Genomic DNA, 19949 nt, shown 5'->3' on the forward strand with positions numbered 1-19949 from the left:
AGCCTTCAGTGTGCGCCGGCCGCTGCAGGGCCTTTCGGCTTTTCGGCGAACAATAGGGCAATTGCCGCAATAGCAAGCAGGACGCCAATAACCGCAAAGGTGTCGCCGAAGCCGAGGATCAACGCCTGTCGCTTGACAAGCCGGCCAAGGACGACGACGGCCTGTTGGGCGGCCAGGGCGTGATCGGAAACGCCGTGGGCGATGAAATAACCCGTCAACTGGTCGAGGCGCTGATGAACCTCGTCGCGCGCCAGGGTAACAGACTGGCCGATGATGTTCGAGTGGAACTGTTCCCGCTTGGTCAGAACGGTTCCGAGCGTTGCCGTACCGACCGCGCCGCCGAGATTGCGCAGCATGTTCGTCAAACCCGATGCTGCAGCGGCGTCGGCAGCGGCGATCCCGGCCGTGGTGATGGCAGTGATCGGCGTTAGGACAAGCGCCTGCCCGATTGCACGAACAATGTTCGGGATCCAGAATTGGTCGCCGGCATTGTCGGGTGAAAGCATGACGTTCATGAAACAGCTGACAGCGAAGATGCTTATGCCGAGAAAGCCGATGTAACGGGCGTCGAAACGTTTCATCAGCATCGGTACCAGCGGGATCAGCAGCAATTGCGGCAGACCGGTCCAGGCAAGGACATTGCCGATCTGCTCGGCATTGTAGCGCTGCACCTGCCCAAGGTATTGGGGCAGGATATAGACGGTGCCGAACAGGGCGACGCCGACCAGAACGTTGACGACGACACCGATGGCGAAGTTGCGCTGCTTCAAGAGGCTGAGTTTCACCAGGGGCTTGTCGACGGTCAATTCAATCCAGATGAAAGTCACCAGAAAGACGACGGCGACAGCGCTGAGCTTCAGGATGAAGGGCGAAGAGAACCAGTCATCCTTGTTGCCCTCTTCGAGCACGGTTTGCAGAGCCGAAAGGCCGATAGCCATGGTGAAAATGCCGGCCCAGTCGCCCTCCTTCAGCAGATGAAGCTGCATCGGCGCCTTGTCCAGCGTTGCTGCCAGAGCAACCGCCATGACGGCGCTCGGAACCGCGTTGATGAAGAAGATCGTTTGCCAACCGTAATTCTCGGTAAGGTAGCCGCCGATCGTCGGGCCAACCGCCGGAGCGAAAGTGACGGACAGGGCGAACAGCGCAAGGCCGACCGGCTGTTGTGCCTTTGGCAGCTTCGTCAGCACCATGGTGAAGGCCATGGGGATAAGCACGCCGCCGGCAAAACCCTGCAGGCCGCGCATGACGATCATCGAGCCGAGATCATGCGTGAAGGCACAGGCGATCGAAAACAGCGGGAATAATATCGTGTTCACCAGCATGTAGCGGCGAAACGAAAAAACGCTGCTGAAGTAGGCCGTAAGCGGGATGACGACGATTTCGCCGATGAGGTAGGACGTCGAGATCCAGGCGCCGTTATCGACGCCGGTGCCGATGCCGCCTTCGATATCGAGCAGCGATGCATTGGTAATCTGGATGTTGAGGATTGCCATGAACGCGCCGATCATGCCGGCGAGTACGGCTATCCACTCCTTTGTGCTTGCGCGCGGCTGCGGCACGGCTGGGGCGTTGAATGTGACGGCAGACATGACACGATCCTCCTGCCGGCCATCAACGGCTCTGACGCTGGGCAGCGTCGGGCTTGGTGTCGATGCTTGGTTGAACGGACATGCCGGGCCGCAGGTCCCCGGCCGCGGCACTATCGGCGTCGAGGACGATCTTCACGGGAATGCGCTGCACGACCTTGGTGAAGTTGCCGGTCGCATTGTCCGGCGGCAGGAGCGCAAATTCCTGTCCACTCGCCGGAGCAAGGCTATCGACGTGACCGTGATAGACCCGGTCCGGAAACATATCGACGTCGATATCGACCGCCTGGCCCGCATGGACATCGGTAAGCTGCGTTTCCTTGTAATTGGCAATGACGTAGACCGAAGCTGTCGGCACCACCGTCATGAGCTGCGTTCCAGCCTGGACATATTGTCCGACCCGCAGCGTACGGTTGCCCACGACACCATCGACAGGCGCAATTATCGTGGCATAGGACAGGTTGAGTTCGGCCTGGTGTTGAACAGCAAGATCATGCTCCAGAGCCGCCTTTGCCTGCGCAAGTTCGGCCTTGAGCAGGTCAACCTGCTTGGTCGCAGCGTCCAGGGCAGCGCTATCGCGAACGACCGTGGCCTTTGCCGCCGCGATCTGCGAGGCAGCCTGCTGTGCATTCTGGATGTTGCCATAGCCGCTGGTTGCGAGCGTCGCATAACGCTTGTTGTTCTGTTCGGCAAAGATTGCATTGGCCTGATCGACATCGACCGTGGCTCGCGCGGCTGCGATGACCGACTCCTGAATCTCGAGCGAGGCTTGCTTTGCTTCGATCGTCGCCTCGGCGGCAGCGACATCGCCCTTTGCTTGTTCGAGCGCGGTCTTGAAATCGCGATCGTCAATGCGTGCGAGGGGCTGACCGGCCTTCACCGTTTCGTTGTCCTTGACCAGAACTTCGGCGATGTAGCCCGAGATTTTGGGAGCGACCGAACTATTGTCCGCCTTGACATAGGCGTCGTCAGTTTCGACGTTGAAACGGCCAACCGTCCAGTAATTGTGGCCGTAGTAGACGCCGCCGGCCAGCAGGACGATCGCGGCGGTCCCGAACAGCAGACGTCGGCCGCGTTTTCGCGCCGGCTTTGCGTCGGCCGCGGGTGCCGGCATCACGTCTGGCACGAGTACGGGCCTGCCGGCTTCCGCGGTTGGTGCAGTTTCGTCGGGCTTGGCGACATTATTGTTCAAGGCATGCAGCTTGCTCATTTTGATCTCCGAATTTACGGGTCGCCGTCACATCGGGCTGCGGCCTTTGTCGATAATTTCCATTTAGGAAACTTGATGTTTTCCAAAATACGCTCTATAAATGACTTGTCAATAATATTTTGGAAAATAAGGATGGTCGTAATTCACAAGATCGAGAAGCGCCCTAGGGGTCGCCCGCAAATCCGGTGCGACGATGATACAAAGAGCCTCATCATCGAAGCTGCCAATGCGCAGTTTCATGAGAGCGGCTACGCCGCTGCGAGCATCAGCGCGATCGCGCAAAACGCCGGCGTTTCCACCAAGACCCTTTACCGGCTTTTTCCCACCAAGGCGGATCTGTTTGCCTGTATGATTTCCGATCGAATCGGTCGCTTTTTCCTTGCGGTCAATCCCGATGCGCACGCAAACGAGGATATGAGAGAAGGTCTCGAACGCATTCTGACGGCCTACGGCATGCTGACGCTCTCGCACGATACGATTGATATTATCCGGCTTGTCATTGGCGAATCCGACAGGTTTCCCGAGCTCGCGGCATCGTTCTATGAGCGGGCTATCGTCAAAACGAATACGGTGATGGAGTCCTGGCTCCGTGATCAGATCAAGCGGGGGCTAATAGCGCTCACCGATCCGCATGCTGCCAGTGGCATGCTGCGCGGAATGATGGTGATGGAGCCGCAGCGGGCGGCGATGCTGCGCCAGGAACCCGCGCCGCAGAGCGAAGAAATTGCCGCCCGCGCAAAAATGTGCGCTGAAATCTTTCTCAAGGGTTGCGCAATCTAGCACCTCCAAATCACATTGCTCCGCTCGGAGATTACTGAACCTGAAGCGGCTTTTTGGATCGGCTTAGGCGGAAAGTCTGGAGATCCGCCGCATGGCCTGCGGAGGCTGGCCGAAAGCGCGCAGAAACGCGCGGCGCATCCGCTCGCGGTCGGCAAAGCCGGTCTCATTTGCGATCATATCCATGGAGAGGCGGCCTTGCTCCATCAGCAGGCGCGCGGTTTCCACACGCAGATTTTCGACAGCCTTCGCAGGCGACTGACCGGTTTCCGCGCGAAATGCCCGGCTGAACTGGCGCGGACTCAAGTTCGCCGCATCCGCCAGATCTTCGACCGAAAGGTCTGTCTTGAGGTTCTGCTTGGCGAAATCGACAGCCTTCTGGATGCGATCAGATTTCGGATCAAGCTCGAGCAAAGCGGAAAACTGCGACTGGCCCCCGGCACGGCGATGATACACAACAAGTTTTCGGGCGACTGTGCGCGCTACTTCAGCACCGAGATCCTTCTCGACCATCGCTAATGCCAGATCGATGCCAGCGGTCATGCCGGCAGAGGTCCAGACAGGGCCATCGATTATGAAAATACGGTCCTCTTCCACCTTCACCCGGGGAAAGCGGTTATGAAGTTCGCGGGCGAAGGCCCAATGCGTCGTCGCCCGCCGATCATCGAGGATGCCTGCCTCGGCAAGCGTAAAGGCGCCGAGGCATGGCGCGGCAATCCGGCGCGATCTCTGCGTCGATTTCTGCACAAAGTCGAGGAGCCCTGGGGTTGCCGGTTGCAATGACGTCCCGGCACCGAAGATGACCGTGTCAAAGGTCGACTTGCCGAAGGGCTCCGTCTCCACATTGAAGCCGGCCGAGGCACGCACCATGCCGCCGGTCTCGGAGAGCAGGCTGATGGTGTACACCGGCTCGTTGACCGTGAGATTGGCGATCTCGAATGCAGTGAGCGCAGCAAATCCCATGACTTGAAAGTCAGGGAAGACGACGAAACCGATGGTGTGCATATCGATGTCCTGAAACTTGAATGTCTTGATATGCAGCATATTGCAGTTTTCGGACAAACAACAGGGTTTTCGCTGACGCTCGCGTTCAGGCCGGAGAACGCCGGGTTGGCCCCAAGAAAAACGGCCCCAACGGGGCCGTTTCCAATTCATCGACAATCGAGCGTTAGAAGTTGCGCTGGAAACGGATCGTTCCGCCGAGCGCGTCGTCGCCGCCGCCATTGGCCTCGGAGAATGCCCGGCGCGCGCCGTCAAACTTCGTGTAGTTGATTTCCGGCGTGATGACCAAGCCGGGGACCAGCGTGTATTCGACGTTGGCGGCCAGCGCCCAGGTCCCTTCCGATTCATAAGCAGCCTGGCCGTTGAGGTTTGCCTTGTCCGTGAGAGCTGCGGTAACGCCGGCCCAGGCAGCCCAATCGCCTTCCCAGGTGCCGAACCAGTTGCGATTGTTGGGATCGACGTCGCCCGTATCCGGATCAAAATTGTCATCATAGTCCGACTGGTAGCCGCCCATGACGAAAGCTGAGAACGTCTCACTGAACTTTACATCAAGGCGCAACTTACCCGCGAATTCCTCAACGTTGGAATCATAGCCGGCGACGCCGGAAATGCCGCCCCAGTTCTGTTCCCATTTCGCGCCCGCCAGGACATGCGGCATATAATCTTCAATGACGTAGTTGCCGCCGAGACCGGTGACGTCATCCTGGCCCTGTTCGGCGCCGATCATGGCGGAGAAGCCGTTGCCGCCCGTAAACGTGTAGCTGACCTGATTGCTCTCGCCGGACTGATAGTTGATCACATCGTCATTGATGATGTTGCCGGCATAATTGGTCCATGAACCGAAGAGTTCGTCGGCCGTGCCGATGCGAAAGCCACCGAGTTCGATGAAGGCCTGGGAAAGCGTCGCGCCGATATCCGATCCGTTTTCGAATTCCACACGTGTTTCCGCATAGGAACGCAAGGTGCCGAGTTCGGTTTCGGAACGGGCATCAAACCTAATTTCGGCACGTGTCTTCTTGTACCAGGTTTCGTTGTCGTCGGCGCCGACATTGGTGCCGTCATATGGATCATCGCCGACGGCGGCATCGTAGCGGACATAGCCATCGATCTTCAGGCAGGTCTCTGTTCCAGGTATATAGAAAAACCCGGCGCCATAGGCGTCGCAAACACGGACATATTCGACCGGTTCCGGTTCGGCGACCACGACAGCATCGGCGGCATAGGCGCCCGATGCACTTATGAGGGCGGCGGCTGAGCCGAGAAGCAAGCTCTTTATATTCATGCGAAAGTTCCCCTTTCCATCAGTCCTGGTCCCAGAGTGTCATTTGCCCCATGACGAACTCCCATCACGGAAGTATTTCGATATGCTTGATGAATGCAATTGCCTTGTCTCAGTTTGAACGCGTCTTGCTTGATATTTTCTCGTTTAGTGACATTAATACTACTGATATGCTTCATTGAGCCTGTTGAGCCAGGCGATGCCTACATGCTGGGATTTCAAAACGGCAATCGGGTCTTCACCGTCCATCCGCGCGCAAATCCGGTATATCTCGAGAGCCTCATCGCTCAATTCGCCGCGTTTGTTGAAATACATGGCCGCAGCGTAGCGGGCGCGGCCTGACCATTTCTGTCCCAGCGGCGTATTGAGCAGGGCAAATTGCTCGCGGGCTTCCTCGCCAGACCCATGCATCAGAAATCCCCGGGCGGATTGGCCGTGCGCCGGTCGAGCTTGATGAACGGCCTCGCCACGACCTTGGCCCGCTTCATCATCTTTTCGTAGCGCAGTTCGCGCATCGCATAGATCTCGACCCAAAGATCCTCGGTGACCGTATCGCCATAGGGCCGTTCGAGACTCGCGATCGCAATATTGCGCTTGGCAAGGGGTGACCAGATGGCGGCACTGACAAGACCGACTTCACGCTTGCCCTTGTGATAGACGATTGCATGTTCGGCCGGGATGTTGCCTTCGATTTCCAGCCCAACAAGGACATGGCGCAACTGCTTCTTGAACCGCGCTCGCTCGATTGCCTTGCGGCCGTTGAAATGGCCCTTCTTAAAGTCGATCATGAAGCCGAGGCCGATCTCGTCCGGCATGCGCGTGCGATCAGCGCGCAGCGCGTGGTCGGCGGTGATGAAGTCGGCATTGGCAACGATCAAGCCCGCTTCGATGCGGGCACGATTGAGCGCCGCATAGCCTATCGCTCGAAGGCCCCGCCGCTCGCCGGCACGGAAAAGCCGGTCCCAGAGGCTGAGCGCCGCCTTTGCCTCGATGAAGAGTTCGTAGCCAAGATCGCCGGTGAATCCGGTGCGCGATATGGTGACAGTACCGGTCTCATGGGCGAATTCGGCAAGATCAAAAACCTTGAGCGCTTCGACACCTTCGAAACCTGCGTCGCGCAACACCGCGAACGAAGCAGGGCCCTGCAACGCCAGTGCCGCCACCGCTTCCGTCTCTTCGACAACGGTGACATCGAAGCCGATCGCGCTATCGAGGAGCCAGGGCAAATGTCGCTCCTGACAGCACAGGCGGAACCGGTTTTGCGCAAGCCGGAAAAGAGTGCCATCGTCCAGCACATGCCCCTCGTCGTCGCACCAGGCGGTATAATGGACGCGTCCCGGCTTGAGCCTGGTCACATCGCGCAACGTCAGGCGATCGAGATAGGCCTCCGCATCCGGGCCATCGATGCGATATTTCACCATGGGCGAAATATCGAACAATGCGGCCTGGCTGCGGATCGCGAAGTATTCGAGTTCCTCGTCCCACAGCGACATGGGCGCCTTGTAGCCGCCCCAGGCGTGCCATTCCTCGCTCTGCATCAGGGCTTCAAGGCGCGGCTGGAAAGGCGTTGCAATCAGCGGCTTGCGAAAATGACCCTGTTTGCGCGTGCGGGCTGGCAAGAGCTTGCTCAAAGGTGTGTGTTCCATGGTCTCAGCCCTTCATTGCAATGATGCGGCGCGCGGCGTTGAGGCCCGGTACTCCGGATATGCCGCCGCCCGGATGCGAGCCCGCACCGGCGAGGTAAAGCCAGTCGATGGGGGTGTCGTACCCCTCGGCGCCGAAGACGGGACGCGACATCAGCATCTGGTCAGCCTGCAATTCGCCATGGTGCCAATGACCGCCGGGAATACGATAGCGCTGTTCGATATCGACCGGGGTCAGCAGTTCGGCATGGCGGATCGAGCGGCCGATGCCAGGGGCGTATCGCTCCAGTTGTGCGATGATCGCCGCCTGAAGTTTTGGCTTGCCAGTGGCCCACCCCTCTTTCAGGGCGTAGGGCGCATATTGCACAATCGCCGACAATGTGCAGGCGCCCTCCGGCGCGAGCGAGGCGTCGACGAGGCTCGGCAAGGTGATTTCCATGACCGGCTCGGGCGAAAACTCACCGTATTTCGACGGGTTGAAAGAACGCTCGACATGATCAACCGAAGGAGCAATGACGAGACGACCGCGACGGCCGGCATCATCGACGCCGAGAAACTGTGGCAATTTGTCGAGTGCAAGGTGGAGTTTGGCGGCATTGCCGTGGGTGCGGATATTGCTGACGCGGCGAACGAAGCCCGTATCGAGATTGCGGGTTCCCACGAGATTGAGGAAAGTCGTCTTCGCGCTGATCGCCGAGACAACCGTATTGGCGCGCAGGATTTCGCCGTTTTCGAGGACCGCCCCGACGGCCTTGCCGCGTTCGACCAATATGCCACCGACCGGCGCATTGGAGCGTACGCGCACGCCGGCTTTCTCTGCGGCAGAACGAATTGCGGCGATGACAGCATCAGCCCCACCTGCAGCGCCGACCTGGGCGCCCGAGGCGCCGGCGACTTCGCCTGTCAATCGATAGTAGAGCCCGAGCAGCGAGGTGGGAGAGCGCGGGCCAAGGTGACTGCCGAGCGTTGCGTCGAAGGCGAGGAGGCCCTTCAGCCGGTCATCCTCAAGATGTTCGTCGAGGACGTCCGAAACGTTCATCAGCAGCATGCGCAGGAAGTCCCGCATCCCCTCCTTGCCAAGTCGTTTCAACGAAACGCCGAGCATTGCGAGGGCTGCGGTTTCCGACAATGCCATATTGCCGCGAAGGTCGGGAGGACGGCGGATCAGCATCGGCTTCAGGATCCCGGCGAACTGCAAAAGCTGTTCGCGCAATCCTCGCCACGCAACGGTATCGGAGGGCGTAGCACCTTGAACGCCTTCCCCGTAGGCACCGGTCAGCACAAGCGGTTGCCCCGTGGCGGAAAGCCCGATGCTCGGCATGAAGTCGGTCTGCGCAACCCGCAGGCCGTTGCGTTCGAGCTCCAGCGAACTCACCACTTCGGGATGGAGACGGTTGATGACATGGGCGAGGGTGGAGACGGAAAATCCAGGTGCGAATTCCTCGGTCCGCGTGCCGCCCCCGGTATCGTTTCTTGCCTCAAGGACCAGCACCTTGCGCCCCGATCGGCCCAGCGTTGCCGCTGCGACCAGTCCGTTATGGCCGCCGCCGATTACGATTGCATCAAATGACGTCATGGGCAGGGCTCATATGTTTGGTGCCGCGCTTCAGGTCGCGGAGGATTTCGGCTGCAGCATTTCGTCCGGGGGCGCCCATCACGCCGCCGCCCGGATGGGTCGATGAACCGCACATGTAAAGACCCCCAATTGGAGACCGGTACTGCGCGTATCCAGGCACCGGTCGATTGAAGAGCAATTGGTCGAAGGTGAGTTCACCCTGGAAGATGTTACCTTCGGTCAGGCCGACTTCCGCTTCGATCTCACGGGGGGTACGGATTTCCATGTGCACGATGCGATCGCGAAACCCGGGCGAATAGTCGGCGATCTGCGAGATGACCGTTTCGCCAAAGGCGTCCCGGTCGGCATCGGTCCATTCCCGGCCCTCGACCTTGGGCGGACAGTACTGCACGAAGCAGCTCATGAAATGCTTGCCGGGCGGCGCCATGGTGGGGTCCAGCGTCGTCGGAATGACCATGTCGAGGAACGGATCGGCCGACCAGCGTCCGGCTTTCCAGTCGTCATAGCCACGCTCCATGCGCTCGACAGTGTCGGTAAAGTGCATGTCGCCGCGATAGACGGGAGAGTCCTTCGGCAATGCCGGAAATTCCGGCATGGAGTCGAGGGCTATATTCACCTTGCCTGACGATCCGCGCATCTTGAAGTTCTTCACGCGGCGCAGGAACGGGGAGGGGAGTTCCTTTTCCTCCACAAGCTTCAGGAAGGTTCGTTTGACGTCAGCATTGGAGATGACCATCTTGCCGTGAATTTCGTCGCCATTGGCGAGAACGATCCCTTTGGCGATACCATTGCGGACGAGCACCCGGTCCACCTCGGCTCCGGTGCGGATCGTACCGCCGGATGCTTCGAGCGACGCGGAGAGCGCTTTGGTGACGGCTCCCATACCGCCGCGTGCATAACCCCATGCGCCGACCGAACCATCGACTTCCCCCATATAGTGATGCAGGAGCACATAGGCCGTGCCGGGCGACATAGGACCAAGCGCTGTTCCTATGATACCTGACAGGGCGAAATTCGCCTTGATCACGTCGGTCTCGAAATATTCGTCGAGGAAGTCTGAAATCGACATCGTCCAGAAACGCAGCGTGTCTGCCATCTCCTTTGCTCCAAGACCGGAGAATTTCTTGGCGAGAAACATGAGTTCGGAAATGTCGCGGGGGCGCAGGCTCGTCGGATCGGCAGCCGTGCGCATCAAGAGCGGCTGAATGAACCTGCACTGGCGCGTCACGTCGCGGGCATAGCGGTCATAGGCCTCGGCGTCGCGCGGCGAAAAGCGGGCAAACTCGCGCCGATGCGCATTATGATCACGGTAATTGGCAAGATAATCGCCGTCCTGAGTGAAGACCGCGCCGCCTTCGTACGAAATGACCTGAAGTCCGAAGCGGGGTAGCTCGAGATCGCGCATGATCTCCGGGCGGAACAGCGAACACACATAGGAACAGTTGGAGTAGAGGTAGCCGGGCGTCAGCGAACGGCTGGTCGCGGCGCCGCCTATCCAGTCGTTCTTTTCGACGACCAGCACATCAAGGCCGGCGCGCTGCAGGTAGCAGGCATTTACGAGGCCGTTGTGCCCGGCGCCGATGACAATTGCATCCCAGCTTTTCATGCGATTTCGTTCCACCTTATTTTCTTATTGCATAATTTCACACGGAAAATTGTCTTCTGTCCAGCGGATATTGAATGAATGTTCAACAAATTTGATTGCGTTTTGGAGACAGTCGGTTAATCTCTGCCCGATCGCATGGATCGCGACGATAGCTACCTTGGAGTTCCTGGCGCCCAATATGATGCAGACCAAGCTTGACAATGCATCCCATCGCTTCACTCATCCGTTGACCGGGTGCAGCTGCAAGCCGGCGCGATGCAGGAAGGGTCAAGAATGAAGGTCACACCAATCAAGGAAGCAGAGCCAGGCAAACGCGGCCGAAAGGCCTCGAAGGAGACGCGGCAGCTTCAGCTCATCGAGGCGACGATCGATTCGCTGGCCAAGCGCGGCTATTCGGAAACAACGATGGCGGATGTTGCCGATGGTGCGGGCCTGTCGCGCGGCATTGTCAACTTCCACTTCGAGAGCAAGGAAAAACTCCTCGTCGCGACCCTGCAATACATGTCCGAGGAATATGCGGTTCACTGGCGCAATGCGCTCGCCAAGGGAGGGGACGACCCGGCCCGGCAATTGGCGAGCGTCGTTGCCGCCGATTTCGATCGTGCGATCTGCAACAAGCGCAAGCTTGCCGCCTGGTGCGCCTTCTGGGGCGAGGCCAAGTCTCGGCCAACTTATCAGAGTCTCTGCGGCGCACGTGATGAGGACTACCAGAATGTCATCATCGATATCTGCACGGCATTGAAGTCGAGCGGAGATTATGACTTCGACCCGATCTCTGCGGCGCTGGCGTTGAGCGCAATGCTCGAAGGCCTGTGGTTGCGGCTGCTGATGGGAACGGAAAATGTCACGCGCGCGACCGCCTATGCGGCGGCATGCGATCACCTCGTTTCGGTGTTTCCGAAGCACTTTTCCAGGGAAGAGCTGCGCGCGAGAAAAATTGCCTAACAATCAAAATGGGGAATGAACCATGACAGGACTTGGCAGAAGCGTAAGCGTATTTTTGGGAATAGCCGCACTATCGGCAACGGCGGCGACAATCGCCCTTGCGGCCGACGGCGATCTGATCGTCTTCGACTGGGCGGGCTACGAGGAGCCGTCTTTCCATCCGGGCTACACAGCCAAGAATGGCGATTCGCCGACCTTCGCCTTCTTCGGCGACGAGGACGAGGCGTTCGAGAAGGTTCGTTCAGGCTTCAAGGCCGATCTCGGTCATCCATGCTCGCAAAGCGTCGCCAAATGGCGTGATGCCGGCCTGCTGCAGCCACTCGACACATCAAAGATTGCCGGCTGGAATGATCTCCTTCCCGACATCATGGCCATGAACGACCTGGCCACCACCGCCGACGGCCAGGCATGGTTCATGCCATGGGACTGGGGCAATACCTCGCTCACCTATAATACCGAGAAGGTGGATGCAAAGGACGTCCAATCGCTCAAGGCCTTTGCCGATCCGAAGTTCAAGGGGCGCGTATCAATCGACGACAATGTCGACGATGCCTATGCCCTCGCCAGCCTGGCCATCGGCCTCCACGACTGGACGAAAATGACCGATGAACAGTTCAAGGAAGCGTCAGACTTCCTCCGCGCCGTGCACAAGAACGTCCGGCTCTACTGGACCGACACGACGGAGATCGTACAGGCCATGGGCGGCGGTGAGGTCGATCTCGCCTGGGCATGGAATGATGCGGCGACCCAGCTCAGCATGAATGGCACGCCAGTCGCACGCAAGCCCGATACTGATGAAGGCATCTCGACATGGGTCTGCGGCTATGTCCGCTTCAAGGATGCACCGGGCTCCGAGCAAAAGGCTTACGATTTTCTCAATGCGGTAAATGACCCGGCCATTGCCAATTACATGGTCAAGGATTGGGGTTACGGCATGGCCAACGGTAAGGGCATGGCTTCCGTCGATCCGAAACTCCTCGAAGAAAAGGGCTATGCGAACAACCAGGAAACGACGAAGAACGTTCTGTTCCAATCGCCGCTTCCCAACGAGCTCAAGGCGAAGATGATTGCCGAGTTCGAGAAGATCAAGGCGGGCTATTGAACCCAAAGGTCACAGAGACCGATGTCGTCGTCGTGGGGGCCGGCTTTGCTGGTCTTTCCGCCGCCCGCGAATTGCACAGCGCCGGCGTCGATTACGTTGTTCTGGAGGCACGTGACCGCGTCGGGGGTCGGGTCGAGGCCAAGAGCAACGGGCTCGGAGAATTGGTTGACGTCGGCGGCCAGTTCTTCTGCGAGGACATGAAGGAAATCACTGGCCTCGCTCGAGCCTGCGGCAAGACGTTTCTCGAGCCGCCAAAGGGCGGTGATACCATGGCCCAGCCTCCGCCGCATGGCCGGCATGATGCAGCGCATATTTCTGCAGGTTCCGCAGCCATTCGCCGACGCCTGCGCCAGCTCGATCCGCGCGATCCGTCGCTCGCTGGCCTGAGCGTGGCAGAATGGCTGCAGCGTCAAGGCGACCCACCGGACGCAAAATTAATGTTCCTGTCGCTCGTTGAAGGCCTGTGGTGCCGCGCGGCCGAGGGCATGCCGTTCTGGTTCCTTGTCGATAATGATGAGCGGATCACCAACAAGGTCTCGGAGCTTCAGTATTTTCTGAAGGAGTCGATGCATTCGCTCGCCGCAGACCTTGGCAGGGAACTAGGGAGCAGATTGAAGCCGGGGTACGCGGTCGAGCGGATCGTACGGCAGGGATCGGGTTTTGAGGTGGATACGGCGCGCCAGCGCTTCGCTACGCAGCACGTCATTCTCACTGTCCCGCCGACCATGGTGCGCAAGATAGCGTTTGAACCGGCGCTACCCGGACCGATCTCCCACGCTCTTGCTGCCTGGAAGAGTGGGACCGTGGCCAAGCTGCTGCTTCGCTACAGAACGCCTTTCTGGCGCACTGAAAATTTGAGTGGAAGCGTGATTTTCCTCGAACCACATGGACTGTTCGCCTGCGACATCAGTCAGGATCAGGAACATCCCACCCTCGTGGTGTTCGTAGGCGGACGCTGCGCCGTTGAATGGCCTGCCTTGGGAGAAAATGGTCTTAGGGATGCAGTGCTGTTGCGGCTGAGCAGGGCCCTTGGACCGGAGGCAGGCAAGCCGCTGGACATCCTTTTAAGGAACTGGTCGCACGATGCGTGGAGCGGTGGCGGTTATTCCGATGTCATTGACGTTGGAACATCCGACACTGAAACGGAGAATGTGTTGAGACAAGGCTTGCCGGGTATCACGTTCGGCGCATCGGAACTTTCGCTGTCCTTTCCCGGTTACATCGAAGGCGCGATCGTCGCCGGCAGGTCAGCTGCCGCCCAAGCCATCGTTTCGCTTCAGTCCGCAAGCGCGACGAGCGCATCCGGATCGTAGGCCAGCCTGATCGGCGCGCCGACAGGAATATCGTCCGCGCCGAAATTATTCGTCTCGGTGACGGACAGGGGCTTTTCGAAGCCGGGGATCTCGATGACCAGGTGCGTGATTTCCCCGAAATAGTGCCGGTCCACCACTTTCCCCGCCACCTCATGCTTGTCCGTTGCGTCGTCCCACAGAACGCGCAGCCGTTCCGGGCGAATGCCGAGCGTCGCCGCATTGCCATTGCGGGCAAACGCTACCGGCTTGTCGGTCTTGACGCGCCCGAACACCGGGGTATCGAGCGTGATGGTGCTGCCATTTTCTTCGACGATGTTGGCCTTGACGAAATTCATGCCGCCAAGAAAATCCGCGACCTGGCAATTGGTAGGCCGCTGGTAGATTTCCTTCGGCGTCGCCACCTGTGCAATCCTGCCACCGAACATGACGGCGATACGATCGGACATGGCGAGCGCCTCATACTGGTCGTGGGTGACGAGGATGAAGGTAATGCCCACTGCCTGCTGCAGCCGGCGCAACTCCACCTGCATCTGCTCACGCAGTTTCTTGTCGAGCGCAGAGAGCGGCTCGTCGAGGAGCAGCACCTTTGGCCGCATGACGAGCGCCCGCGCGAGCGCAACGCGTTGCCGCTGGCCGCCGGAAAGTTCAGTGGCGCCGCGTTTGCCGAGCCCACCGAGCGAAACCTGGGCAAGCGCCTCCTCGACGCGCCGCTGTTCTTCGGAAGGATTTAGACGGAGCCGCTTCAGGCCATAGCTGACATTTTGCTCGACGTTCAGATGCGGAAAGATTGCGTAGCTCTGGAACACCATATTGGTCGGGCGTCGATTGGCCGGGATCCCATCCATTGGCTGGCCGTCGACGGAGATCGTGCCACTCGTTGGCGTATCGAATCCTGCTATCATGCGCAGCAAGGTGGTCTTGCCGCAGCCGGAGGGTCCGAGCAGTGAAAAGAATTCACCCTCGCGGATCGAGAGCGATGTCTCGTCGAGCGCCTTGAAGGCGCCGTAGCTGCGCGTCACGCGGGATATTTCGATCATCGTACGTTCAGGCAATCAAGCCTCCCATGTTCTGGGTGCGGCGGCTGGCACGGCGGCGCACAATTTCGGCAATGGTCAGTAGAATGACGGAGGCGATCAGGAGCAGCGTACCGAGCGCAAGGACGCCGGGGAGCTTGGCGGCAAATCTGAGCTGGCCCCAGATATAGACGGGTAGCGTTGCATCAGTCCCGGTGAGGAAAAACGCCATGATGAATTCATCGAGCGATATGGTGAAGGAGACGAGCAGACTTGAAATGATCGCCGGGGCGACCATCGGCAAGGTTACGCGGCGGAATGTGCCGAATGGCGATTCCCCGAGATCGGCAGATGCTTCCTCAAGGCTTCTGTCGAAGCCCTCGAAACCGGAGGTGAGAACGCTGAGCGAATAGGGAATGCAGATCAGCACATGTCCGAACACCACTGTGATCAAGGACAGATTGAGCCCAAGCTGCAGCATGACGAGCAGCATCGAAACGGCAATGATGATTTCCGGCAGGACAAGCGGCGCCATGAGCAGGCCGTTAATGCTGCGGCGGGCAGGAAAGCGATAGCGCGTGATCGCCCGCGCCGCGCAAATGCCGAACATCGTGGCGAGAAGTGAAGCCGAAACTGCGACCATGAGGCTGTTCCAGGCGGCGTCCGTCAGGGCAGGGGTCGTGGCGAGGTCGCGGTACCATTTGAGCGTATAGCCGCTGAGCGGGAATTTCGGCGTCGCTGCCGTGTTGATGGAGAAGATCGGCAGGAAGATCACCGGCAAATAGAGGAAGCCGATATAGAGCACGGCATAGGCTGTCAGCCAGCTCGGGAGCATTTTACGCAAAGCCGTCATCTTATGCGCCTCGCGGCCGTGCGGATGGTGAGGACGACGGCCGCAGCAATCGCCGTCACAACCGCCATGGTTGTAACCGAAAGCGCGGCGCCGAGTGGCCAGTTCGCAGCCTTGCCGAACTGTGCCTGGATGGCATTGGCGATCATCACGCCGTCCTTGCCGCCGACGAGCTTCGGTGTCACGAAATCGCCAACGGTCGGGATCATCACGATGAGTACCGCCGAAATGATGCCGGGCGCTGAAAGCGGCAATGTTATGCGCAGGAAGCGCCGGACCGGACCATCGCCGAGATCGGTCGCGGCCTCGATCAGCGTGCGGTCGATCTTTTCCAGCGACACGAAGATCGGCAAGACCGCAAACGTCGCCCATGCATGGGTAAGCGTGATGACCACTGCACTCGTATTGTAGAGAAAAGCATCCGACGGCTGGTCGGTGATGCCGAGCCCCATGAGGGTGGCGTTGAGGACGCCGTTATAGCCAAGGATCACCTTCCACGACATGACGCGCAGCAAATAGCTGGTCCAGAACGGGATGGTGATCAGGAACAGCCACAGCCCCTTGTGCCTGCCGCCATGAAAGGAAATGAAAAACGCGATAGGGTAGGCGAGGACCACCGTGAAGAAGCTGACCAGAAGCGAGATCCACAGCGATCGCATGAGAAGATCGCGGTATATCGGATCTGTCACTGCGATCCGGTAGTTTTCGAGGGTGAAGGTTCTGTCGACAACCAGATAGTGCTGGGTCCAGAAGCTGTTGGCGATGACGAGAAGAATCGGCACCACGAGGAAGATCAGGGCGTAGATGAGTGTCGGACTAATGAGGCCGAGGCCCGTCGCAGATTCGGATTGCAGCCAGTTTCTTTTTCGGCCTCGTTCAGGAGGCATGGCGACAATTGTTTCTGCAGGTACCGTCATTGGCACGGTCCATACAGATTGAACAGATTACAACAACAATGAAGCATTCTATCCCATTCCGAAATGTGGCGCGTTCCCGTTAGTCGCCATCTTTCCTTCATCATGCGCTCAATCTACCGTTGAAATCAAGAACTATTTCTGACATATTGATTGAACGAACATTCAATATATTCGAGAAATATGTTTTATTTCCGATAATTGGTATCGAAAATCTGTGGGGATATCGGAAAGCGAGGACGGCGTGGCTGCTGCGAAGCAAATGACGGACGCAATCAGGGAAACGGCCCAATCCAACGCTCAGGACGTGGTTGAGCTCGCAAAGCGTCACCTCGTCCAACCCTGGCCCACGGCCGGCGAAGTCGGTGCGGAAGCACGCCCGCTTATTCGTGGGGGCGAGGGCATCTACATCACTGACGGCGCGGGAAAACGGCTCATCGACGGTCCGGCAGGCATGTGGTGCGTCAATGCCGGCCACCGCCGCGAGGAACTGGCAAGCGTCATGTACGAGCAGGCAATGCTGCTCTCCTACAATACGCCGTGGTATACGATGAGCGAACCCTCGGCGGTCCTGGCGAAGCGTATCGCCGATTATGCTCCGGGCGATCTCAATCATGTGTTCTTCACGACAGGCGGCTCGTCAGCAGTCGAGAGCGCACTGCGCTTCATGCAGTTTTACAATAATGTGCGTGGCCGTCCGGAAAAGAAGCTCATTTTGTCGCGCGGCGGCGCCTATCACGGCTCCACCTATCTTTCCGCTTCGCTTAACGGACGTCCTCGTGACCGCGACTGGATGGATGGAGCTGATGACCTCGTCGTCAAGCTGTCGTCGCCCAATCCTTTCCGCAGGCCAGAGGGCATGAGTCTTGCCATCTTCTCCAACATGCTTGTTGCCGAGTTCGAGGAAACGGTGAGCCGCATCGGCGCCGACAAGATCGGCGCTTTCATTGGCGAGCCCATCCAGGCGTCCGGCGGCGTGATCGTGCCGCCCGATGACTATCTGCCGCGCATCCGCAAGATTTGCCGCGACAATGACATCCTGTTCATCGCCGACGAAGTCGTAACCGCCTTTGGCCGCCTCGGCCACGTGTTCTCGTCCGGTGAGGAATTCGGCCTTGACCCGGATATCATCACCTTCGCCAAGGGCGTCACCTCCGGCTATTTTCCTTTGGGGGGCATGGTCGTATCGGAGCGCCTGCTGGCGGAACTTCGCCGCTCCAATCATCCGACCGCGATGTACGCCCATGGGCTCACCTATACCAGCCATCCGGTCGGCTGCGCCGTGGCTCTCGCCAATCTCGATCTGCTCGAAGGCGGCATCCTGGCGCATGCCCAGGCCATCGCGCCCTATTTCCAGGAACAACTCCGCACATTGGAGGAATTGCCGCTTGTCGGCGAGGTGCGCGGCACCGGTCTCATGGCCTGCGTCGAATGCGTTGCCGACCGCGAAAGCAAGAACCCGCTCGAACTCGACACCAGTGTCGGCATGCGTATCGATGCGCATTGCCATGAACTTGGGCTGCTGGTGCGGCCGCTCATCAACATGTGCGTGATGTCGCCGCCGCTTGTCATAACCCGCGACCAGATCGACGACATGGTGGCGATCCTGCGCGAAGGCATCTCGCGCACCATGGACGATTTGAGAAGAGAGGGCGTCTGGCAGGGCTGAGCTCGGTCATAAGACCTCAAATGAAATCGGCCCGGCAAGTTACTTGCCGGGCAGTTTTCATTTGCTGATCGCCTCGTTTCAATGGCGGGCGCAGAGACTTTTGTTGAGGGCCGAGACCTCGCGTTCATCCGGCGCCTTGTCGACGTTCAAGACCGGCAGAACCTTGCGCAGATGGTCGTGGTGCGAACGCACCGTATATTCGAGATCCGACAGGTAGAAGCCGGAGAAGGATTTCGACATCATCGACTCGTTCGACCATTTGGTCAGCTGGATATCCTCGGAGTTGGTCTCGCGGTCGATGCGCGAGGCAAGATAGCGCGCCGCAGCTTGCTCGCGGCTTTCATCCCTGTACCGGAAGACTGCGCCACGCAGCAGCGTCTCGCCCGTGGAGAGCGGAAACTCCTGGTAGTATTGCGCGCCTTCAGGGGTCACCGCGATGACTGCATTCGGGAAGAACCCGTAATAGATCCAGGCCTTGCGCAAATGCTCGGGGAGATGCGTCGCTTCCGGTGCAATCTTGATGTAGTTGCGCACGCTCCAGCGACGCCCCGCATGCGGGTTGTAACGGGCAAAGGAACGCGATACGCCATCGATGAAGGGCTCGTCGTAATATGTCGAGCCGTAAAGGTCCTGCAGGGCAGGGTGCGCCATCGCGACATGGTAGCCTTCATTGTCGACGTCGCGCACCGATTTCCAGTTGACCGGAGACTTCTGCTTCCAAAAACCGGCGGGCACCATTTCGGCAATGCGGTAATGTGAGAGTTCCTGCTCGAAAGGCTGCATCAACGTGGCGACCGCCGGCTGACTGCCCTCGCGGAAGCGAACGAAGATAAATCCCATCCAGATTTCGAGGTCGAGCGGCAGCAGCCCGAATTCAGTCTTGTCGAGATCAGGGAACGAGCGCGGCCGGGCGGCGCCGCGCAGCGTCCCGTCGAGATTGTAGACCCAGCCATGGAAAGGGCAAACCAGCGCATTGTTACAGGTGCCCTTATTGTCCGTGACAACGCGCGAGCCCCGATGGCGGCAGATGTTGTGAAAGCCGCGCACTTCACCGTCCTTGCCGCGCACAATAAGCGCCCGCTCGCCGACGACGTCGAGTGTTACGTAATCTCCGACATTCGGCACATCGGAAATGTGACCGGCAATCTGCCAATGGCTGCGGAAAATATGTTCTTTCTCCAGTTCCAGGAGCGCCGGGCTGTTATAGGACCAGGCCGGCAATCCCCGCCGGTCCCAACCTTTCGGAATCGTTAAGTCGCGCGCTTGCATAAGTTCACCAGTATTTATTGAACGTTCATTCAATATAATCATGAACAATGTTTATTTGCAAGCTATTAGCCCGCGTCAATTCGGAAATGTTCACTGCGAATTTTCCGACGCCCAGCGAATATTCAAAGGTCTGTTACGTGTCATGAAATTAACGCCGTACGCCGAGTTGGCGTGCGGTTCATCTCTATCCAAGGG

General features: G+C 58.9%; 17 protein-coding genes. 5 read left to right on the plus strand and 12 right to left on the minus strand.

The features are described from left to right. Nucleotides 1-5: 5 nt before the first annotated feature. Nucleotides 6-1589 (minus strand): DHA2 family efflux MFS transporter permease subunit, encoded by a 1584-nt coding sequence (locus HQ945_RS19110; protein ID WP_113280982.1) that lies wholly within the window; start codon nucleotides 1587-1589, stop codon nucleotides 6-8. A 22-nt stretch (nucleotides 1590-1611) separates the two neighbouring features. Beyond that, nucleotides 1612-2802 carry an HlyD family secretion protein gene (locus HQ945_RS19115; RefSeq protein WP_174208422.1) on the minus strand — a complete coding sequence of 397 codons (1191 nt, stop codon included), beginning with the start codon at nucleotides 2800-2802 and terminating at the stop codon, nucleotides 1612-1614. A 126-nt stretch (nucleotides 2803-2928) separates the two neighbouring features. On the opposite strand from HQ945_RS19115, the gene HQ945_RS19120 reads away from it, so the two are divergent. After that, a complete protein-coding gene (locus HQ945_RS19120; protein WP_113280980.1) occupies nucleotides 2929-3576 on the plus strand; it encodes a TetR/AcrR family transcriptional regulator in 648 nt (215 codons plus the stop codon). A 63-nt stretch (nucleotides 3577-3639) separates the two neighbouring features. On the opposite strand, the gene HQ945_RS19125 is transcribed toward HQ945_RS19120, so the two are convergent. The 6 genes from HQ945_RS19125 to HQ945_RS19150 all read right to left on the minus strand — a co-directional run bounded on the left by HQ945_RS19125 (nucleotide 3640) and on the right by HQ945_RS19150 (nucleotide 10679). Then, nucleotides 3640-4578: a GlxA family transcriptional regulator gene (locus HQ945_RS19125; protein WP_113281089.1), complete on the minus strand. Its 939-nt coding sequence runs from the start codon at nucleotides 4576-4578 to the stop codon at nucleotides 3640-3642. 163 nt (nucleotides 4579-4741) lie between these two features. Further along, nucleotides 4742-5857 (minus strand): porin, encoded by a 1116-nt coding sequence (locus HQ945_RS19130; RefSeq protein ID WP_113280979.1) that lies wholly within the window; start codon nucleotides 5855-5857, stop codon nucleotides 4742-4744. 159 nt (nucleotides 5858-6016) lie between these two features. Next, nucleotides 6017-6265: a hypothetical protein gene (locus HQ945_RS19135; RefSeq protein ID WP_113280978.1), complete on the minus strand. Its 249-nt coding sequence runs from the start codon at nucleotides 6263-6265 to the stop codon at nucleotides 6017-6019. Beyond that, entirely contained in the window at nucleotides 6265-7500 is a 1236-nt protein-coding gene (locus HQ945_RS19140) for an aminomethyl transferase family protein (protein ID WP_113280977.1), read from the minus strand. The genes HQ945_RS19135 and HQ945_RS19140 overlap by 1 nt, the downstream gene beginning before the upstream one ends. A 4-nt stretch (nucleotides 7501-7504) precedes the next feature. Continuing rightward, on the minus strand, nucleotides 7505-9073 hold the full coding sequence (locus HQ945_RS19145; protein ID WP_174208408.1) for a phytoene desaturase family protein: 1569 nt from the start codon (nucleotides 9071-9073) through the stop codon (nucleotides 7505-7507). Further along, nucleotides 9060-10679, minus strand: coding sequence for a phytoene desaturase family protein (locus HQ945_RS19150; RefSeq protein ID WP_113280975.1), 1620 nt, complete (start codon nucleotides 10677-10679; stop codon nucleotides 9060-9062). The genes HQ945_RS19145 and HQ945_RS19150 overlap by 14 nt, the downstream gene beginning before the upstream one ends. A gap of 273 nt (nucleotides 10680-10952) precedes the next feature. Here HQ945_RS19150 and HQ945_RS19155 point away from each other — a divergent pair, with 273 nt between their 5' ends. The 3 genes from HQ945_RS19155 to HQ945_RS19165 are packed head-to-tail and all read left to right on the plus strand — an operon-like array spanning nucleotide 10953 to nucleotide 14039. Next, complete coding sequence (locus HQ945_RS19155) at nucleotides 10953-11624, plus strand: TetR family transcriptional regulator C-terminal domain-containing protein (protein WP_246272723.1); 672 nt, start codon at nucleotides 10953-10955, stop codon at nucleotides 11622-11624. 22 nt (nucleotides 11625-11646) lie between these two features. Continuing rightward, complete coding sequence (locus HQ945_RS19160) at nucleotides 11647-12726, plus strand: extracellular solute-binding protein (RefSeq protein WP_113280973.1); 1080 nt, start codon at nucleotides 11647-11649, stop codon at nucleotides 12724-12726. Continuing rightward, nucleotides 12723-14039: a flavin monoamine oxidase family protein gene (locus HQ945_RS19165; RefSeq protein WP_174208409.1), complete on the plus strand. Its 1317-nt coding sequence runs from the start codon at nucleotides 12723-12725 to the stop codon at nucleotides 14037-14039. Before HQ945_RS19160 ends, HQ945_RS19165 begins: the two co-directional genes overlap by 4 nt. Here the strand turns inward: HQ945_RS19165 and HQ945_RS19170 are convergent. From HQ945_RS19170 to HQ945_RS19180, 3 genes are read right to left on the minus strand one after another with little or no spacing between them, the layout of a single operon-like run. Next, nucleotides 14003-15076 carry an ABC transporter ATP-binding protein gene (locus HQ945_RS19170; protein WP_113280971.1) on the minus strand — a complete coding sequence of 358 codons (1074 nt, stop codon included), beginning with the start codon at nucleotides 15074-15076 and terminating at the stop codon, nucleotides 14003-14005. The genes HQ945_RS19165 and HQ945_RS19170 overlap by 37 nt on opposite strands. A gap of 7 nt (nucleotides 15077-15083) precedes the next feature. Further along, nucleotides 15084-15905, minus strand: coding sequence for an ABC transporter permease (locus HQ945_RS19175; protein ID WP_027232642.1), 822 nt, complete (start codon nucleotides 15903-15905; stop codon nucleotides 15084-15086). Continuing rightward, entirely contained in the window at nucleotides 15902-16819 is a 918-nt protein-coding gene (locus tag HQ945_RS19180) for an ABC transporter permease (RefSeq protein ID WP_113280970.1), read from the minus strand. The genes HQ945_RS19175 and HQ945_RS19180 overlap by 4 nt, the downstream gene beginning before the upstream one ends. A gap of 259 nt (nucleotides 16820-17078) precedes the next feature. Here HQ945_RS19180 and HQ945_RS19185 point away from each other — a divergent pair, with 259 nt between their 5' ends. Then, a complete protein-coding gene (locus HQ945_RS19185) occupies nucleotides 17079-18485 on the plus strand; it encodes an aminotransferase (protein WP_113281088.1) in 1407 nt (468 codons plus the stop codon). Nucleotides 18486-18563: 78 nt separating this feature from the next. Here the strand turns inward: HQ945_RS19185 and HQ945_RS19190 are convergent, their stop codons facing one another. Continuing rightward, nucleotides 18564-19754 carry an aromatic ring-hydroxylating oxygenase subunit alpha gene (locus HQ945_RS19190; RefSeq protein ID WP_113280969.1) on the minus strand — a complete coding sequence of 397 codons (1191 nt, stop codon included), beginning with the start codon at nucleotides 19752-19754 and terminating at the stop codon, nucleotides 18564-18566. Nucleotides 19755-19949: the final 195 nt, after the last annotated feature.

Origin of the sequence: Phyllobacterium pellucidum, assembly GCF_013327855.1 — a bacterium.
Lineage (GTDB): Bacteria > Pseudomonadota > Alphaproteobacteria > Rhizobiales > Rhizobiaceae > Phyllobacterium > Phyllobacterium pellucidum.

What these genes read in the sequence shown, in the direction of transcription:
- HQ945_RS19110 (WP_113280982.1), bottom strand. Translation starts at nt 1,589, where the DNA reads ATGTCTGCCGTCACATTCAACGCCCCAGCCGTGCCGCAGCCGCGCGCA.
- HQ945_RS19120 (WP_113280980.1), top strand. Translation starts at nt 2,929, where the DNA reads ATGGTCGTAATTCACAAGATCGAGAAGCGCCCTAGGGGTCGCCCGCAA.
- HQ945_RS19125 (WP_113281089.1), bottom strand. Translation starts at nt 4,578, where the DNA reads ATGCACACCATCGGTTTCGTCGTCTTCCCTGACTTTCAAGTCATGGGA.
- HQ945_RS19130 (WP_113280979.1), bottom strand. Translation starts at nt 5,857, where the DNA reads ATGAATATAAAGAGCTTGCTTCTCGGCTCAGCCGCCGCCCTCATAAGT.
- HQ945_RS19135 (WP_113280978.1), bottom strand. Translation starts at nt 6,265, where the DNA reads ATGCATGGGTCTGGCGAGGAAGCCCGCGAGCAATTTGCCCTGCTCAAT.
- HQ945_RS19140 (WP_113280977.1), bottom strand. Translation starts at nt 7,500, where the DNA reads ATGGAACACACACCTTTGAGCAAGCTCTTGCCAGCCCGCACGCGCAAA.
- HQ945_RS19145 (WP_174208408.1), bottom strand. Translation starts at nt 9,073, where the DNA reads ATGACGTCATTTGATGCAATCGTAATCGGCGGCGGCCATAACGGACTG.
- HQ945_RS19150 (WP_113280975.1), bottom strand. Translation starts at nt 10,679, where the DNA reads ATGAAAAGCTGGGATGCAATTGTCATCGGCGCCGGGCACAACGGCCTC.
- HQ945_RS19155 (WP_246272723.1), top strand. Translation starts at nt 10,953, where the DNA reads ATGAAGGTCACACCAATCAAGGAAGCAGAGCCAGGCAAACGCGGCCGA.
- HQ945_RS19160 (WP_113280973.1), top strand. Translation starts at nt 11,647, where the DNA reads ATGACAGGACTTGGCAGAAGCGTAAGCGTATTTTTGGGAATAGCCGCA.
- HQ945_RS19170 (WP_113280971.1), bottom strand. Translation starts at nt 15,076, where the DNA reads ATGATCGAAATATCCCGCGTGACGCGCAGCTACGGCGCCTTCAAGGCG.
- HQ945_RS19175 (WP_027232642.1), bottom strand. Translation starts at nt 15,905, where the DNA reads ATGACGGCTTTGCGTAAAATGCTCCCGAGCTGGCTGACAGCCTATGCC.
- HQ945_RS19180 (WP_113280970.1), bottom strand. Translation starts at nt 16,819, where the DNA reads ATGACGGTACCTGCAGAAACAATTGTCGCCATGCCTCCTGAACGAGGC.
- HQ945_RS19185 (WP_113281088.1), top strand. Translation starts at nt 17,079, where the DNA reads ATGACGGACGCAATCAGGGAAACGGCCCAATCCAACGCTCAGGACGTG.
- HQ945_RS19190 (WP_113280969.1), bottom strand. Translation starts at nt 19,754, where the DNA reads ATGCAAGCGCGCGACTTAACGATTCCGAAAGGTTGGGACCGGCGGGGA.